16 protein-coding genes are annotated in these 13,489 nt (G+C 69.9%); 9 read left to right on the top strand and 7 right to left on the bottom strand.

The window, feature by feature from the left end:
* The first annotated feature begins 8 nt into the window (after positions 1-8).
* The 7 genes from tsaE to ACQE3C_RS12490 all read left to right on the top strand — a co-directional run bounded on the left by tsaE (position 9) and on the right by ACQE3C_RS12490 (position 5,956).
* Positions 9-1,010 carry a tRNA (adenosine(37)-N6)-threonylcarbamoyltransferase complex ATPase subunit type 1 TsaE gene (gene tsaE / locus ACQE3C_RS12520; RefSeq protein ID WP_434539513.1) on the top strand — a complete coding sequence of 334 codons (1,002 nt, stop codon included), beginning with the start codon at positions 9-11 and terminating at the stop codon, positions 1,008-1,010.
* On the top strand, positions 1,003-1,704 hold the full coding sequence (gene tsaB, locus ACQE3C_RS12515; protein WP_434539512.1) for a tRNA (adenosine(37)-N6)-threonylcarbamoyltransferase complex dimerization subunit type 1 TsaB: 702 nt from the start codon (positions 1,003-1,005) through the stop codon (positions 1,702-1,704). Before tsaE ends, tsaB begins: the two co-directional genes overlap by 8 nt.
* Complete coding sequence (locus ACQE3C_RS12510; protein WP_434539559.1) at positions 1,704-2,177, top strand: GNAT family N-acetyltransferase; 474 nt, start codon at positions 1,704-1,706, stop codon at positions 2,175-2,177. The genes tsaB and ACQE3C_RS12510 overlap by 1 nt, the downstream gene beginning before the upstream one ends.
* The gene (gene tsaD, locus ACQE3C_RS12505) at positions 2,170-3,213 is read left to right on the top strand and encodes a tRNA (adenosine(37)-N6)-threonylcarbamoyltransferase complex transferase subunit TsaD (protein ID WP_434539511.1); all 1,044 of its coding nucleotides are present in this window, start codon (positions 2,170-2,172) and stop codon (positions 3,211-3,213) included. Before ACQE3C_RS12510 ends, tsaD begins: the two co-directional genes overlap by 8 nt.
* Positions 3,214-3,244: 31 nt before the next feature.
* Positions 3,245-4,057 carry a rhomboid family intramembrane serine protease gene (locus ACQE3C_RS12500; RefSeq protein ID WP_434539510.1) on the top strand — a complete coding sequence of 271 codons (813 nt, stop codon included), beginning with the start codon at positions 3,245-3,247 and terminating at the stop codon, positions 4,055-4,057.
* Positions 4,058-4,060: 3 nt separating this feature from the next.
* Positions 4,061-4,600, top strand: coding sequence for an NUDIX hydrolase (locus ACQE3C_RS12495; RefSeq protein WP_434539509.1), 540 nt, complete (start codon positions 4,061-4,063; stop codon positions 4,598-4,600).
* Between the two features lie 93 nt (positions 4,601-4,693).
* Positions 4,694-5,956 carry a THUMP-like domain-containing protein gene (locus ACQE3C_RS12490; protein ID WP_434539508.1) on the top strand — a complete coding sequence of 421 codons (1,263 nt, stop codon included), beginning with the start codon at positions 4,694-4,696 and terminating at the stop codon, positions 5,954-5,956.
* Positions 5,957-6,006: 50 nt separating this feature from the next.
* On the opposite strand, the gene ACQE3C_RS12485 is transcribed toward ACQE3C_RS12490, so the two are convergent.
* The 4 genes from ACQE3C_RS12485 to ACQE3C_RS12470 are packed head-to-tail and all read right to left on the bottom strand — an operon-like array spanning position 6,007 to position 8,918.
* Positions 6,007-7,032, bottom strand: a complete 1,026-nt coding sequence (locus tag ACQE3C_RS12485; protein WP_434539507.1) for a hypothetical protein — start codon at positions 7,030-7,032, stop codon at positions 6,007-6,009.
* Positions 7,033-7,035: 3 nt separating this feature from the next.
* The gene (locus ACQE3C_RS12480; protein ID WP_434539506.1) at positions 7,036-7,344 is read right to left on the bottom strand and encodes a hypothetical protein; all 309 of its coding nucleotides are present in this window, start codon (positions 7,342-7,344) and stop codon (positions 7,036-7,038) included.
* A gap of 27 nt (positions 7,345-7,371) precedes the next feature.
* Positions 7,372-8,349, bottom strand: coding sequence for a hypothetical protein (locus tag ACQE3C_RS12475; protein WP_434539505.1), 978 nt, complete (start codon positions 8,347-8,349; stop codon positions 7,372-7,374).
* Positions 8,350-8,375: 26 nt separating this feature from the next.
* The gene (locus tag ACQE3C_RS12470) at positions 8,376-8,918 is read right to left on the bottom strand and encodes a DUF6346 domain-containing protein (protein WP_434539504.1); all 543 of its coding nucleotides are present in this window, start codon (positions 8,916-8,918) and stop codon (positions 8,376-8,378) included.
* Between the two features lie 203 nt (positions 8,919-9,121).
* Here ACQE3C_RS12470 and groES point away from each other — a divergent pair, with 203 nt between their 5' ends.
* Both groES and groL read left to right on the top strand, forming a co-directional pair.
* Entirely contained in the window at positions 9,122-9,418 is a 297-nt protein-coding gene (gene groES / locus ACQE3C_RS12465) for a co-chaperone GroES (protein ID WP_434539503.1), read from the top strand.
* Positions 9,419-9,457: 39 nt separating this feature from the next.
* Positions 9,458-11,044, top strand: coding sequence for a chaperonin GroEL (gene groL, locus ACQE3C_RS12460; protein ID WP_434539502.1), 1,587 nt, complete (start codon positions 9,458-9,460; stop codon positions 11,042-11,044).
* 77 nt (positions 11,045-11,121) lie between these two features.
* Here the strand turns inward: groL and ACQE3C_RS12455 are convergent, their stop codons facing one another.
* The 3 genes from ACQE3C_RS12455 to ACQE3C_RS12445 all read right to left on the bottom strand — a co-directional run bounded on the left by ACQE3C_RS12455 (position 11,122) and on the right by ACQE3C_RS12445 (position 13,402).
* Complete coding sequence (locus ACQE3C_RS12455) at positions 11,122-11,751, bottom strand: HAAS signaling domain-containing protein (RefSeq protein WP_434539501.1); 630 nt, start codon at positions 11,749-11,751, stop codon at positions 11,122-11,124.
* A gap of 2 nt (positions 11,752-11,753) precedes the next feature.
* Positions 11,754-12,089, bottom strand: a complete 336-nt coding sequence (locus ACQE3C_RS12450) for a PadR family transcriptional regulator (RefSeq protein ID WP_434539500.1) — start codon at positions 12,087-12,089, stop codon at positions 11,754-11,756.
* 227 nt (positions 12,090-12,316) lie between these two features.
* The gene (locus tag ACQE3C_RS12445; RefSeq protein WP_434539499.1) at positions 12,317-13,402 is read right to left on the bottom strand and encodes a branched-chain amino acid aminotransferase; all 1,086 of its coding nucleotides are present in this window, start codon (positions 13,400-13,402) and stop codon (positions 12,317-12,319) included.
* Positions 13,403-13,489 lie beyond the last annotated feature (87 nt).

Genomic DNA, 13,489 nt, shown 5'->3' with positions numbered 1-13,489 from the left:
GGAGCGTTGTGAACCAGCCCGCTGAGCCCCACACCGGACCCGAGCCCGAGGTCGTCATCCGGCTCGCCACCCCGGACGATGCTGCCGCGGTCCTGGGCGTGGTGCGGGCAGCCTTCGCGGCTCGTCCGCCGGTCGACCCGCCCGCCGCAGCGCTGTCGGACACCATCGCCGACGTCCGCGAGACCATGGTCGACGGCGAGATCGTGCTGGCCGAGGTCGACGGGGTGGCTGCGGCGTCCCTGCAGGTCAGCGCACCGGTGCAACGCCCCGATGGCTCCCGGGTCTCGGGGATGCACCGGGTCAGCGTGGTGCCGGACTTCCGCCGGTTCGGGGTCGGCTCGGCGATCATCCGCGCCGGCGCGATGGTGGCCGCCGACCTGGGCGCCACCCACCTCGAACTGCTGTCGCGCCGGGAGTTCCCGGCCAACCTGCGCATGTGGCAGCGGCACGGCTTCAGCATCGTGCGCGAGGTGCCGCTCGGCCACATCATGGGACGAGAACTCCCGCTGCGTTTCGAGGTCGCCGACGGCGCGGCCATGCAACACCTGGGCTCCCGGGTCGCCGGGGTGCTGCGGGCCGGTGACCTGGTCGTTGCCTCCGGTGACCTCGGGGCCGGCAAGACCACCTTCACCCAGGGCCTGGCCGCCGGGCTGGACGTCGAGGGCCAGGTGATTTCACCGACCTTCGTGATCAGCCGCATCCACCGCAGCCGCCACGTCGGGCCCGACCTGGTGCACGTCGACGCCTACCGGCTGGGCTCCGCCGCAGAGGTCGACGACCTCGACCTCGACGAGACCCTGCCCACCTCGGTCACCCTGGTCGAGTGGGGTGCGGGACTGGTCGAGGGCCTGTCCGATTCGGCCCTGCACGTCGAGATCCAACGCTCCGACGACCCCGACGAGGAGACCCGCACCGTCATGGTCTGGGGTGAGGGCCCCCGCTGGAACGACAGCCTGCGTGACCAGCTCACCGATGTCGACCACACCCCGCAGGAGGCCGCGCATGCCTGAGACCCGCTGGACCCTCGCCGTCGACACCTCGACGGTCGTGTGCGCCGCGCTGGCCCGCGACGGTGACCTGGTCGCCGAGGCACGGCTGGAAGACACCCGCGCCCACACCGAGGCGCTCGCCCCGATGGTGCAACAGCTGTGCGCCGAGGCCGGCATCCCGGTCTCGGGCATCACCGAGTTCGTCGTCGGGGTCGGGCCGGGCCCGTTCACCGGGCTGCGGGTCGGCATCGTCACCGCCGCCACGCTCGCCGCCCTGGCCGGTGCCACCCCGCACGGGGTGTGCAGCCTTGACGTGATCGCCCGCCAGGCCGTCCGCGCCGGCGACGCCCCCGAGGAGTTCCTCAGCGTCATCGACGCCCGCCGCAAGCAGGTCTACTGGGCCCGCCACGACGCCACTGGCACCCGGTTGGACGGCCCCCACGTCACCGACCCCGCCGAGCTGCCCGACCTGCCCGTCACCGGGCCCGGCGCCACCCTGACCGGACGCGCCGGCTTCGGCGTCGAGGCACTCAGCGCCGCGGTGATGGCCACCGACTGGGCCGACCTTCCCGATGCGGGCCTCGAACCGCTCTACCTGCGCAAACCCGACGCCACAGTGCCGACCAGCCGCAAGTCGACGCTGCTGCCGACCGGGCTGACCCCCCGCCGCAAGTCGACCAGCCGCCCTGGCCGGCTGAAGGGTGAACCGGCGTGATGCCCGAACGAGCCACCGTGGCCGACGCCGACCAGTTGGCCGAGCTCGACCGGGCTTGCTTCGCCCCCGGGGAACGCTGGTCGGCGCAGTTGTGGCGCGATGAACTCGAGGTCGCCGACCGGCTGGTCGTCGTCCAGCGCGACCGCGACCTGATGGCCGCGGCCACCTTCGCGGTGGCCTTCGAGATCGTCGACCTGCACCGGGTGCTGGTGCGCCCCACCCACCGCGGCCTGGGACTGGCCCGCCAACTCATCACCGCCGGCGCGCTGTGGGCCGGCGACCGGGGGGCCGAACGGATGCTGCTGGAAGTCCGCCACGACAACACCGCCGCGCTCACCCTCTACGAACTACTCGGCTTCACCACCATCGACACCCGCCGCGACTACTACGGCACCGGCCTGCACGCCCACGTGATGCAGTGTGACCTGCGGGGGATGACCCGGGGGACCAACCAAGGAGACCACCGTGGCTGAACCACTCGTACTCGGTATCGAATCGTCCTGCGACGAGACCGGAGTCGGCATCGTCCGGGGTAATGACCTGCTGGCCAACGAGGTTGCCTCCTCGGTCGAGCAGCACGTCCGCTTCGGCGGCGTCGTGCCCGAGGTCGCCTCCCGCGCCCACCTGGAGGCGATGGTGCCCACCCTGCAGCGGGCCTGCGCCGAAGCTGACGTCGACCTGGCCGACCTGGACGGCATTGCCGTGACCGCAGGCCCCGGGTTGATGGGTGCCCTGGTCGTCGGCCTGGCCAGCGCCAAAGCCCTCGCCGCCTGGCTCAACAAGCCCCTCTACGGCGTCAACCACCTGGCCGGGCACGTGGCCGTCGACCTGCTCGACCATGGGGACCTGCCCACCCCCTGCGTGGCGCTGCTGGTCTCCGGCGGGCACACCTCGCTGCTGCTGGTCAACGACATCGCCACCGACATCGTCGAGATCGGCGCCACCATCGACGACGCCGCCGGTGAGGCCTACGACAAGGTCGCCCGGCTGCTCGACCTGCCCTACCCGGGCGGCCCGGTCATCGACCAGGCCGCCCAGGATGGTGACCCGACCGCCATCCGCTTCCCCCGCGGGCTGACCGCGAAGCACGACCTCGAGCGCCACCGCTTCGACTTCTCCTTCTCCGGCCTGAAGACCGCGGTCGCCCGCTGGGTCGAGACCCGCCGGCGCGACGGGCTCGGCGTCCCCGTCAACGACGTCGCCGCCAGCTTCCAGGAAGCGGTCGCCGACGTGCTCACCGCGAAGGCCGTCGACGCTGCCCAGCACCACGGGGTCCAGCACATGCTCATCGGCGGGGGAGTGGCCGCCAACTCCCGGCTGCGCACCCTGCTCGAGGAACGCACCAGCGCCGCCGGCATCGAACTGCGGCGCCCCCGACCCGCCCTGTGCACCGACAACGGCGCCATGATCGCCGCCCTGGGCGTGCAGGTGGTCAAGGCTGACCGGCCCCCCAGTTCCTTCGACATCTCCGCTGACTCCGGCCTGCCGGTCTCGCGCATCCTGGTCTGAGTCCCTACCGGGAGTCTGGCAGGCTTGTCAGGTGAGCTCGTTCAGCATGTCACCCTCGGATGGATGGTTCCGCCTCGGCCGGCTCGAGGTGACCAGCACCATCGCCGTCGTCCTGCTCGGCGCCATCGGCATCGTCGTGTCCGCCTTCGTGCCCGGCCTGACGGCGCTGGCCACCTTCATCCCCAGCGCCGTGCTGGACGGGCAGGTCTGGCGCCTGGTCACCTGGCCCTGGCTCGACCAGGTCTCGCTGTGGTCACTGGTCACCCTCGTCATGCTGTGGTTCTTCGGCGGCGACCTGGAACGCGAGATCGGTCGCCGACCGATGGCCTGGCTCTACGTGGGCTGCTGGGCCATCCTGACTGTGCTCTCCCTGGGCATCGGGCTGCTGCTCGGCGGTGGCTTCATGCTCGGCCTCGGTTCGATCCAACTGCTGCTGATCCTGCTGTGGATCGCCGACAACCCCCGGCGGCCCTTCTTCTTCGGCATCCCGGCCTGGGTGATCGGCCTGGTCATCGTGGCGATGCAACTGCTGACGATGATCGCCGTGCGCTCGATCGGCAGCCTGGTCAGCCTGCTGGTCTCCTTCGTCCTGGTCGCGATCCTGGCCCGCAGCCTGGGCCTGCTCGGTGACTACGACTGGATCCCGGGGAAGCGTCGCGCCCGCCAGACCCTGGCGGCCGCACCGAAGAAGTCGCGGCAGGCCGCCCGCCAGGAACGCCGCCGCACCTCGGATGCCCAGCGCATTGACGAACTGCTCGACAAGATCAACGCCAACGGCATCCACAGCCTCAGCGCCGCCGAGCGGCGCGAATTGCAGACCCTGCGCGAACGCCGCAAGGGCTGAACCGTGATCACCCCGGTCATGACCACGCTCGCCTTCGTCCGACACCCCGACGGCGAACGGGTGCTGATGTGCCACCGGGTGGCGCGCGCCGATGACGAACAGCACGGCAAGTACAACGGGCTCGGCGGCAAGCTCGAGGCCGACGAGGACGTGGTCGCCTGCATCCGCCGCGAACTGCGTGAGGAGGCCGGCATCCAGGCCACCTCGCTACGGCTGCGCGGCACCGTGTCATGGCCCGGTTTCGGACGAGACGGTGCCGACCACTTCGGGTTCATCTTCGTGGTCGATGCCTTCACCGGCCAGGTGCCCACCGAGAACGACGAGGGCGTGCTGACCTGGGAACGCATCGACGCCCTGGACCGGTTGCCGATGTGGGAAGGTGACCGCCACTTCATCCCACTGGTCTTCGACGAGTCCGTGCCGCAGTTCCACGGGGTGCTGCCTTATCGCGACGGGCACCCGGTGGGCTGGTCGGTGAGTGTGCTGGCAACCGCAGCCCGGCCCGGTCGAGCCTGGAAGCGGCAGGTCCGGGAATGCCGGTGATCATCGTGTTCGGCAAGCTGTACACACTGGGTGGGTGAGTCGGACCTCTTGGCGCGCTGGTCGCCGCTTGCCACCACCGCTACTGTCGGCAGCATGAGCGCGACCACCGTGAGGCTGACCACAGCTGAAGGAGTCGAGGCGCTCGATCTCGCCGCCGCCCAGCCGGACCCCGGCTCAGTGCAGGCGGTCGGTCGGCTGCGGGCACGCTTCGGCCCTGAACTAGCCACCGCTGCCCTGCAGCAGGAGGCGCTGCGCCGCCGGGCCGTGGGGAAGTTCGGTGCACAGGCCCGGCACCTGCTGTTCACCGCCGACGGTCTCGAACAGGCCACCCGTCCCGAGGTTTCCCGGTGGCGGTTCACGCGGCTCGTCGAGGCCGGCGCCACCCATCTGCTGGACCTCGGCTGCGGGATCGGCGCCGATGGGCTGGCCGCGCTGGAGGCCGGGTTGCAGGTGGTGGCCGTCGAGCTGGACCCCGACACCGCCGCCGTCGCACGCCACAACCTGGCCCGTCACCACCCGTCCGGCAGCCACCCCGCCGGCAGTCACCCCGCCGGCAGTCACCCCGCCGGCAGTCACCCGGGGCCGACCGGGGGACGGGTCGTCGACGGCGATGCGACGCTCCTGGTCCACGACCTGCTGGCCGACCTGCCCGACACCACCGCCATCATGGTCGACCCCGCCCGGCGCAACGCCAAGGGGCGCTCCTGGCGGCTGGAGGACCTCAGCCCACCGTGGTCGTTCGTCCTGTCACTGGTCGAGGCGCCTCGCCCCACGGTGGTGAAGCTGGGCCCCGGCATCGACCGCACCGTGCTGCCGGCGGTGGCGACCAGCCACGTGAGCCATGCCGGTGCGGCTGTCGAAACCACACTGTGGTCGGGCATCGATGGCATGGCGCCGCTTGAGGCCGTGGCAATCGGTCGCGACGGCATCGTCCACAGTCTCAGCGGCGAGGCGCCCAAGGTTCCACCGCTCGGGCCACTGGGCGGCTTCGTCCACGAACCCGATCCCGCCCTGAGCCGGGCACAACTGGTCGGCGCCCGGGCTGACGACCTCGTCCAACTCGACGCACAGGCGGGCTACTACTCGTCCGACGAGCCCCTCGACGGGCCGTTCATGACCAGCTTCCGGGTGCTCGACGTGCTCGACGCGCGGACGAAGCCGCTGAAGCAGTGGGTGCGTAACCACGACATCGGCACCCTGGAGATCAAGAAACGCGGCAGCGGCGGGTTGCTCGATGTCGACCCCGCCCAGCTGCGGCGCAGCCTGGCCCCCCGCGGGAACCGGGCAGCCACGCTGGTGCTGGCCCGGGTCGAGGGCAGCGTGGTGGCACTGCACGTCGCCCGGGCAGGCAGCTGATCGTCCGCGACTGGTCTTCGGTGACTGGGGGGCGCGCGACCTGAGGGTCGCTACGGCTGCTCGCGGTCCTCGGCGTTGGACGCCGCGGAGTTGGCTGCATCGACGGCATTCGGGGCTGTCGGGCCGAGCGGGTCGGGGCGGGTGTCATGCGACTGCTGGGTGTGCTGCTGGGCGCTGGCGGTGGCATCGGCGGCGCCCTGGTTGTACCCGGGGGCATCCGAACCCGCGTGCTGGGCCGCGGAGTTCATGCCGTCGGCCTGGCCGGCCTGGTGCTGGGCGCTCTGGGCGTGCCCCGCGGCCTGGTCAGCCAGGTGCACCTGGCGCAGGAAGCCCATCTCGAGCTTGGCGAAGATGCCCTCGGCCTTGCGCAGCAGCCCGCTCAACTTGCTGAACTGGGTGGTGTTGTCGGCGCCGAACTTGGCCAGCTTGCGCAGCAGCCCCGACACCTTCGCGAACAACGAGGCCACCTTGCCGGCAGCCCAGGCGGTGTAGGCGGCGAACGCGGCACCGAAGGTCACGAAGCTCGCCAGGACCGACATGACCCCCTTCGAGATCAGCTGGTTGATCCCCTCCTTGCCGAGGCCGATGATGAACTGCTTGACCATGTCGACCACGCCGGCGACGACCTTGATCGCCCCGCCGCAGCCGCGCAGCACCGCGGCCTGAGCCAGCTCGGCCATGTAGATCGCGGTCACGGCCACCTTGAAGGCGTCAGCGGCCGGGCCGGTCCAGTGGTTGAGCAGCCCCATCATGGTCGAGTACGCCGACTGCGCCTCGCTCTCGACCTGGTCACCCATCGCGGTGACGCACTCGCCCACGGCATGGACCGCATCAGGATTGCCCAGCAGCAGGTTCAGCGCGTCCTTGACGAACTGCACGTTGTCGCAGATCCAGTTGTAGATCGGCTCCATCAGCTGCCCCACCACCCAGGCGATGGGGTCCAGGAAGGCGCCGAGGGCAGACATGCCGATGTTGGCGGCGGCGGTCACGGTCGACAGGCCGACCCCTTCGGAGAACGCATCGCCGACGGTCTGGATGTCGGCGACGATCGGGGGTGCTCCCAGTCCTGCGGTCATGGCTCAGTCCACCTTCATGATCGTCGCGGAGAGCCGGGCGCCCTCGTCCTCCATCTGGTCGTACTCCTGTGCGGTGTGCGACAGGCGTTCCCCGAACACCTCCAGGGCGTGCCCGGCCCCATTGACGGTGCCCTTCAACAGGCCCGCGAGGCCCGGGAGCACGGCTGACAGGAATGGCGTCATGAAGATGCCGAGCATCATCGAGTCGGGCTCCTGCATGCCCCCGGCAGCCGACTTCAACGCGCCGCCGCTGCTGGTCACCTGGGTGGCGGCCTCGTGCAGGGCCGAGGTTTGTACCGAGAACTCAGACATTCTTCCTCCGCGGGGTGGGTGTGGTGGTCACCGAGGCTGCTCGGGCTCGTCATCGATGACGGTGGGGGTGGGTGGCTGCAGCAGGGCCAGGGACGGGTCGTCGGTACCAACCCCGCCGCGGGCAAGCAGCTCGTGGGTCTGCTGCGCGGCCTCGGCGCCGGCCCGACCCCAGGTCGCGAGCAGTTCGGTGGCCAGTTCGGCAGGGGCCATGCCCAGGGCAGGGGCGTGGAAGCTGACCCCGGTGACCACGCCGGCGGCGTTGACGCTCACGTCCACCGCCTTGGCGACCACCGTCACCTCGAGGGCCTGCAGCTCGGGCTGCAGCGCCATGACGTTGTCAGAGATGCGCTGGTTCTCGGCGGCGAACTCGGCGTCGATCTGGGCCCCGGTCTTGCCGGTCAGGTCGGGCACCTCGAAGGGCGCGACCTGCAGCATCTTCTCCAGCCCCTCGGCGAAATGTGCCGGGTCGATGTCGTCGAGCATCGAGAACCACTCGTCGAGCACCGGGTCCTTGGGCATCTCGAGCGGCGGCGCCTCCCCGGGTGCCGGCGCGGGTGCCTCGACCAGCTCGGGGCGGGCCGGGGGAGCGCCGGGCAGGTCGTCCTCGGCCGGCGGCGCCGCCTGGGCGATCAGCGACCCGACAGAGCCGCCCATTGCGGACGACAGGCCCTGGTTGGCCGAGCGGGTGGCATCGGTCAGGGCTCGCATGAAGTGACGGTTGAGTCCGGTGGTCGAGGTCTGCGCCATCTCGTCGGTGAAGCCGACGGCGAGCAGCTGGCCGGCGGCGTTGACCTTCACCGTGACCGGTCCGGCGCTGGCCTCACCCGCACCGACCTGCAGCGCATGCTGGGCCCGTCCACCCTCGGCGAGCAGCCGGTCGGCTGCCGCGTCCAGACTGTCCAGGAACCCGTTGATGCTGAAGGTGGCGCCGCCGGGCAGGTCGAGCACCTGGTCGAACAGGGCTTCCGACGGGTCGCTGGCAGGGGGGTTGGGTGGCGTGGTCATCCCCACGAGGCTACTGGGTGGATGGGTCAGCGGCGCGACGAGCGCGTGATCGCCACCCCGGCGAGGGTCCAGACCAGCAGCACGCCGACGACCGAGAGCACCCAGCGGTTGTTCCACCACTGCGAGCCGTGCGGGTGGTCGGCGGACACGACGTGGGCGGCGCCACGGTTGGCCGTGCCGGTGTTGGTGTTGAACCGGCCCAGGCTGTGTCGCACCACCACCGGGCCCTGCTGGTCGGTCACATCCGTCGGTGAGGTGACCGTGACGTTCTCGGTGGCGCCGTCAGCCCAGGTGACCCGGGCATCGCAGGCCCAGGTCTGCCCGAACGACTGCCACTTGCGGGAGCAGTCGGCGTAGCTGGCCTGCCCGCTGCGGGTGGCCCCGGACAGTGACTGCCCCGTGCCGGCGGTCAGCGGCCCCACCAGCAGCAGCCACACCAGGGTCGCCACCACGGCGGCCAGGATCGGACGCACCCCGCGCGGGGCCGAGTTCGTCCCCAGTTCGCGGCGCAACTGGTGGTAGCGGCGGATCTCGTCGTCGCTCAGGCCGGGGCCCGACTCATGACTCATGGGTGCCAGTCTGCCAGCCCCGACCAGCACGATTCGTTGGCACTCGAGTTGAACGAGTGCCAACCCGGGTATAGGTTTGTCATTGGCACTCGGTATGTGAGAGTGCCAACGCCACGGGGGCGGCACCGCGACGACGTTCCCACCCGGCACCTGTTTGCACATCAACTGCCCCAGGCAGACACAGACACAGAAAGGGGTTTGACGTGGCACCCACGATCAAGCCGCTCGAGGACCGCGTCCTCGTTCAGCCTCTCGACGCCGAGCAGACCACCGCATCGGGCCTGTACATCCCCGACAGCGCCAAGGAGAAGCCCCAGGAGGGCAAGGTCGTCGCCACCGGTCCCGGTCGCATCGATGACAACGGTAACCGCGTTCCCCTCGACGTCGCCGAGGGCGATGTCGTGATCTTCAGCAAGTACGGCGGCACCGAGGTCAAGTACGACGGTGTTGAGTACCTGCTGCTGAACGCCCGCGACATCCTCGCCGTCGTCAGCAAGTGATTGCTGACCAGGCTCTCTGACTAAGGACTGGTAACACACATGGCAAAGACCCTTCAGTTTGACGAGGAGGCACGCAGCTCGCTCGAGCGTGGCGTCGACCTGCTCGCCAACACCGTGAAGGTGACCCTCGGCCCCAAGGGACGCTACGTCGTCCTCGACAAGAAGTTCGGCGCACCGACCATCACCAACGATGGCGTCACGGTGGCCCGCGAAGTCGACCTTGAGGACCCCTACGAGAACCTTGGCGCACAGCTCGCCAAGGAGGTCGCCACCAAGACCAACGATGTTGCCGGCGACGGCACCACCACCGCCACCGTGCTGGCCCAGGCCCTCGTCCACGAGGGTCTTCGCGCCGTCGCCTCGGGGGCCAACCCGATCGGCCTCAAGCGGGGCATCGACAAGGCCGTCAACGCCGTCATCGACGAGCTGCGCAGCCTCTCGCGTGCCATTGAGACCACCGAGGACATGGCCAACGTCGCCACCATCAGCTCGCGCGACGCCCAGATCGGCGCCCTCATCGCTGATGCCTTCGACAAGGTCGGCAAGGACGGTGTGATCACCGTCGACGAGTCGAACACCTTCGGCACCGAGCTCGAGTTCACCGAGGGCATGCAGTTCGACAAGGGCTACCTGTCGCCCTACATGGTCACCGACAGTGATCGCATGGAGGCCGTCCTCGAGGACCCCTACGTGCTGATCCACTCCGGCAAGATCAGCTCGATGAACGACCTGCTGCCGCTGCTCGAGAAGGTCATCGGCGCCCAGGGCACCCTGTTCATCGTGGCCGAGGACGTCGACGGCGAGGCGCTGTCGACCCTGGTCGTGAACAAGATCCGCGGCACCTTCACCTCGGTGGCCGTCAAGGCCCCGGCCTTCGGCGACCGCCGCAAGGCCATGCTCGAGGACATCGCCATCCTGACCGGTGGCCAGGTCGTCGCCCCCGAGGTCGGCCTCAAGCTCGACCAGGTGGGCCTCGAGGTGCTCGGGCGCGCCCGCCGCGTCGTCGTCACCAAGGACGCCACCACCATCGTTGACGGTGCCGGCGCCCACGCCGAGGTCGCCGCGCGCGTGGCGCAGCTGCGTGCCGAGGTGGAGCGCACCGACTCCGACTGGGACCGCGAGAAGCTCCAGGAGCGCATCGCGAAGCTCGCCGGTGGCGTCTGCGTGATCAAGGTCGGCGCCGCCACCGAGGTGGAGCTGAAGGAGAAGAAGCACCGCATCGAGGACGCCGTCTCGGCCACCCGTGCAGCCATCGAGGAGGGTATCGTCGCCGGTGGCGGCTCTGCCATCATCCACGCTGCCCGCGTGCTGGAGGACGGCCTCGGTCTGGCCGACGACGAGCGCACCGGCGCCCTGATCGTGGCCAAGGCCGTGCGTGAGCCGCTGCGCTGGATCGCCGAGAACGGTGGCGAGTCCGGCTACGTGGTGGTCTCCCGCGTTGCCGAGCTGGAGCCCGGCCAGGGCTACAACGGCAAGACCGGTGCCTACGAGAACCTGCTCGATGTCGGTGTCATCGACCCCGTCAAGGTCACCCGTTCCGCGCTGGCCAACGCAGCCTCCATCGCGTCGCTGCTGCTGACCACCGAAACGCTGGTCGTCGAGAAGGTCGAGGACGAGGACGCCTGAGCCTCCCTCTCCGGACACACCGCGGGGCCCCTTCCATTCGGGAGGGGCCCCGCGGTGTTTGTGTTCCGGTGGCGGGCTCAGGGTTGGCGGGCGGCCCGGATGAGCCGGACCGAGGCCCACACGACGAAGGCCAGGTAGACGACGGTGAACCCGATCGCCACGTAGTTGAGCGTGGTCAGGCCCACCTCGGGCGGCGTGCAGCCCTCGCCCTCGCAGGTGGTCACGGTCGCCGTGGTCGCGCCCATCACCCACACCATCGGCAGCAGCGTGCCCCAGGACAGGGCGCCCAGCACCCGCTGGCCCGGCGTCCACCGGGAGGACACCAGCAGCAGGACCAGCCCGACGACCCACATCGGGATGGAGATGAACCAGAGGACGAACACGAGTGCGGCGAGCACCAGCAGGACCGCCGCACCGGCCTCGGCTCGTCCGCGGTTCGTCTTGGTCGGGGCGACGTTCATGGGCGGCGGCATCGGCGGGGCGCCGGCCGCATCGACCAGCTCTGCGGGCGTGCCGAGCCGCTCGAGCACCTCGAGGATCTGCGCCTCGGTCGGGTCGCCGGACAGGGGAGGCTGTTCAAAGGCGTCGAGCAGGTGGTTCTCGATGTCGGCGACCAGTTCGTCGGCCTGCTCGCGGGGGAGTCGTTGGGCCTCGGCGCGCAGGCGTGCCAGGTAGTCGACAACGAACCAGTGGTCCAGTGCAGTCATCATCATCCTTGCCTTCCAGAGAGGATGTCATCGACGGAGAGCTTCAGTGCGCTCCATGCGTCCCGGAACTCGGCCAGCGCGTGGTGTCCGGCGGTGGTGAGGGAGTAGTACCGGCGGGGAGGGCCCGAGGGTGACTCGGCCCACGTGGTCTCGACCAGGCCTTCCTTGCGGAGCCTGCTGAGCAGCGGGTAGATGGTGCCTTCGCTGGCCAGCAGGCCTGCCTCGGAGAGCTCGGTCACCAGGTCGTAGCCGTAGCGCAAGTCGTCCTGCAGGAGCGCGAGCACGCAGTGCTCGAGCACCCCTCGACGAAGTTGTGTCACCGCCTGGACAGCTGCCATGCCTCACAAGGTACTCGCGAAGTACCTTGCGCCGCAAGAGTCCTGGGCGAACTTGTGTCAAGTCTCAGGAATCAGGTCATGGCTGCCGCCCCAGCTGGCGCTTACAGCCCCAGTTGTCGTTTGCAGGCCCAGTTGTCGTTTGCAGGCCCAGTTGGCGTTTGCACGTCGGGCAGACGTGCGGACTCAGCGTGGCGCTGCAAACCCGGGACGGAGGCTGGGCCAGTGGCTCAGACGATGCGGTGCATCCAGCCGTGCCGGTCCTCGGCCAGGCCGTACTGGATGTCGGTCAGCTGCTGGCGCAGCGCCAGCGTGGTGGCGCCCGGCTCGCGGCCGCTGACCACGTGCTGGCCGTCCTCGTCCTTCAGGGAGGCCACCGGGGTGATCACCGCCGCCGTGCCGCAGGCGAACAGCTCGGTGAAGTGGCCCGAATCGATGCCTTCATACAGTTCGTCCAGGCTGACCCGGCGCTCGGTAACCGACAACCCGGCATCCTCGACCAGGGTCAGCACCGCGCCGCGGGTGACCCCCTCGAGGATGGTCTCGCTCAGCTGCGGGGTCACCAGCTCACCATCGGCGCTGACCGCGAACAGGTTCATCCCGCCGAGTTCCTCGACCCACTGGTGTTCGGTGGCATCGACGAAACCGACCTGGCTGCAGCCGTTGGCCTCGGCCTCCTGCTGGGCGACCATCGAGGCGGCGTAGTTGCCGCCGCACTTGGCGAAGCCCGTCCCGCCGGGGGCCGAGCGGCTGTAACTGCGGGTGAACCAGATGTCGACCGGCACCACGCCGCTGCCACCGAAGTAGGCACCCGAGGGGCTGGCGATCACCGCATAGGTGACCTGGGTCGACGGCTTGACCGCCAGTGCCGCGGTGCGCGCGAACATGAACGGACGAAGGTAGAGGCTCTGCTCCTCGCCGCGCGGCACCCAGGCCTGGTCGAGGGTGACCAGCTCGTCCACGCTGGCCAGGAAGTCCTCGACCGGCAGCTCCGGCAGGCCCAGGCGACGGCAGCTGCGCTGGAAACGCTCGGCGTTCACGTCTGCCCGGAACCGCCAGACCGAACCGTCGGCATGGGCGTAGGCCTTCAGGCCCTCGAAGGCTTCCTGGGCGTAGTGGAACACCGCACTGGCGGGGTCGAGGGCGAAGGGGGCGTAGCCCACCACCCGGTGGTCGTGCCAACCGCCGTCGGCGGTCCAGTCAATCCGGGACATGTGGTCGCTGAAGATCGTGCCGAACCCGGGGGCGGCCAGCAGGGCCTCCCGCTCCTGTGCGCTGCGTCCGGTGGCCTGCTCAATGGTGAACGTCGTCGTCATAGTGGCTTCAGGTTATCGCCGGGCGCCGCCCGCCTAACGCCTGTGGCGAACGTGGACGTCCAGCGCCGCTCTCACTTTCTGGCTCAG

It is taken from the genome of Aestuariimicrobium sp. Y1814 (assembly GCF_050113895.1).
GTDB lineage: Bacteria > Actinomycetota > Actinomycetes > Propionibacteriales > Propionibacteriaceae > Aestuariimicrobium.
This window is presented reverse-complemented; position numbering and strand designations above follow the sequence as displayed.

Excerpts from the sequence above, each read along its gene's own strand:
- tsaB (WP_434539512.1), top strand. The coding sequence starts at position 1,003 with ATGCCTGAGACCCGCTGGACCCTCGCCGTCGACACCTCGACGGTCGTG.
- ACQE3C_RS12510 (WP_434539559.1), top strand. The coding sequence starts at position 1,704 with ATGCCCGAACGAGCCACCGTGGCCGACGCCGACCAGTTGGCCGAGCTC.
- ACQE3C_RS12490 (WP_434539508.1), top strand. The coding sequence starts at position 4,694 with ATGAGCGCGACCACCGTGAGGCTGACCACAGCTGAAGGAGTCGAGGCG.
- ACQE3C_RS12485 (WP_434539507.1), bottom strand. The coding sequence starts at position 7,032 with ATGACCGCAGGACTGGGAGCACCCCCGATCGTCGCCGACATCCAGACC.
- ACQE3C_RS12480 (WP_434539506.1), bottom strand. The coding sequence starts at position 7,344 with ATGTCTGAGTTCTCGGTACAAACCTCGGCCCTGCACGAGGCCGCCACC.
- ACQE3C_RS12475 (WP_434539505.1), bottom strand. The coding sequence starts at position 8,349 with ATGACCACGCCACCCAACCCCCCTGCCAGCGACCCGTCGGAAGCCCTG.
- ACQE3C_RS12470 (WP_434539504.1), bottom strand. The coding sequence starts at position 8,918 with ATGAGTCATGAGTCGGGCCCCGGCCTGAGCGACGACGAGATCCGCCGC.
- groL (WP_434539502.1), top strand. The coding sequence starts at position 9,458 with ATGGCAAAGACCCTTCAGTTTGACGAGGAGGCACGCAGCTCGCTCGAG.
- ACQE3C_RS12455 (WP_434539501.1), bottom strand. The coding sequence starts at position 11,751 with ATGACTGCACTGGACCACTGGTTCGTTGTCGACTACCTGGCACGCCTG.
- ACQE3C_RS12450 (WP_434539500.1), bottom strand. The coding sequence starts at position 12,089 with ATGGCAGCTGTCCAGGCGGTGACACAACTTCGTCGAGGGGTGCTCGAG.
- ACQE3C_RS12445 (WP_434539499.1), bottom strand. The coding sequence starts at position 13,402 with ATGACGACGACGTTCACCATTGAGCAGGCCACCGGACGCAGCGCACAG.